The sequence below is a fragment of the Streptomyces sp. genome, from assembly GCF_019510245.1.
In the GTDB taxonomy this organism is placed as follows: Bacteria; Actinomycetota; Actinomycetes; order Streptomycetales; family Streptomycetaceae; genus Streptomyces.
In genome coordinates this window covers 1-1,601 of the sequence record NZ_JAEKKT010000510.1, presented here as the reverse complement: position 1 = coordinate 1,601, position 1,601 = coordinate 1, and the positions used below count along the sequence as shown (strand labels likewise).

Below are 1,601 nucleotides of genomic sequence, written 5' to 3'. Positions count from 1 at the left end.
GCCAAGGCCCGGGCGAAGGCACTCGCCGAGGCCGCGGGCGTCGGCTTCGGCAGCATGTTGAAGGGGGTCAGCGCCTCCGACCTGTTCCAGGGCAAGATCGATCCGGCGTCGCTGCTTCCCGAAGATCCTTTCGAGGCCGTTGGGTTCGGCGAACCTGTCCGGCTCGGTGACGACGAGCGGAGTGCATGATGGGCGAGATCACTGCTTACAGTGCCGACGGAGTGTCCAAGAGCGGCGACGATCTGCATGCAGTCACGAACGCCATCAAGAGGGCGGCGCTAGAGGAGCGAGGAGATGAAATCTCTCGGGCCTTCAATGGCGATAAGTCTCTCGAACCACTGCAGAACTTTGTGAGGACGCTGGCTGACCAAATCCGGGAGGTGACCGACAGCGTCCAAAAGGTCAATGACCTGACCACGGGCAAACTGGGCGATGCCGGACAACGTGTGAAGAACACGGCAGAAACTACGGAGGAAATCGCCTCCCGGCTGAATCGACCGTAGCCGCTGGTTCGTGGTCTGCAGAGTGTGTAGCGAACGGTGGAACTCGGTCGGTTTTGTTCAGCGGCGTCCGGTGGTAAACCGGCCGTCGAAGGTGATGTCGAAGGCTTGGAGTGCGGCCTTCCAGCGCATGGCCCAGCGTTTGTGTCTGGTGCCGGTCGGGCCCAGGCTCATGACGCCCAGGTAGACGCACTTGAGGGCGGCCTGGCCGGTGGGGAAGTGTCCCCGGGCCCGGACGGCCTTGCGGATCCGTGCGTTGATACTCTCGATAGCGCTGGTGGTGCAGACGATCTTCCGGATCTCCACATCCCTGACTTTCACGTTCGCGCAGTCGATGAAGACGGCCGGGTAGACGCCGTCCAGCGGACGGTTCTGTCAGTCCGTCATACCGGACATCACACTGTCGGTGACCGTGGAGATCTCCGCGCCGTACGCCTCGGCGAGATGCGCGGAGATCTCCCCATGTGCCAGCCCTTTGGCCGACAGGGACAGGACCATCTCATCCACACCGCCCAGACGCCGCTGTCGCTTCCTGACCAGCTGGGGTTCGAACGACCCGGCCCTGTCCTGAGGCACCGCAATCTCGACCTGCCCCGACTCCGTGATCACCGTCTTGGAGCGGTGCCCGTTGTGGTAGTTGTCCCAGCCGCCCTCGGCCCGCTCACCGGGCTCGTGCCCCAGGTGATCAGTGAGCTCGCCCTCCAGCGCCCACTTCAGCACCCGCTTGGTCAGCTGCTGCAGCAGGCCGCCCCCTCCGGTGAGCTTCACTCCGCCGGCCTGAGCCCGGGCCATCAGCTCGGCGACCAGCCCGCCGTCCACGGCGCTCGTCCCACACGCAGCAGCCTTCCCTGGCTCGGTGCCACTCGGCACGTCAGTCATCAACTGTCGTTTCCAGCTCGGGAGTTACATCACGCGCCGTACAGACCCGTGGACGGGTGTGTCGTGAGTGGGTTGGTGTGGGGGGGTGGTTGGTGTGCGTGATCTTGTGGTGCCGGAGGGTTTTGCGTGGGTTGCTGAGCGGGTGTTGGGTGGGAGTTGGAGTCCGGCGAGTGAGTCGCGGTTGTTTGCGTAGGGTGGGGTGCATGTGCGGTCGGGGGAGCG

Annotated in this window: 1 protein-coding gene and 2 pseudogenes; 2 read left to right on the top strand and 1 reads right to left on the bottom strand. The window is 64.5% G+C overall.

Annotated elements, in window-relative coordinates; all coding sequences use genetic code 11:
* Positions 1 to 189 (top strand): annotated as a pseudogene (locus tag JF597_RS54810) (hypothetical protein); the annotation flags it as partial.
* Entirely contained in the window at positions 186 to 503 is a 318-nt protein-coding gene (locus JF597_RS54805) for a hypothetical protein (RefSeq protein WP_294014671.1), read from the top strand. The pseudogene JF597_RS54810 and the gene JF597_RS54805, both read left to right, overlap by 4 nt.
* 57 nt (positions 504 to 560) lie before the next feature.
* Here the strand turns inward: JF597_RS54805 and JF597_RS54800 are convergent.
* Positions 561 to 1,379 (bottom strand): annotated as a pseudogene (locus JF597_RS54800) (transposase).
* Positions 1,380 to 1,601 lie beyond the last annotated feature (222 nt).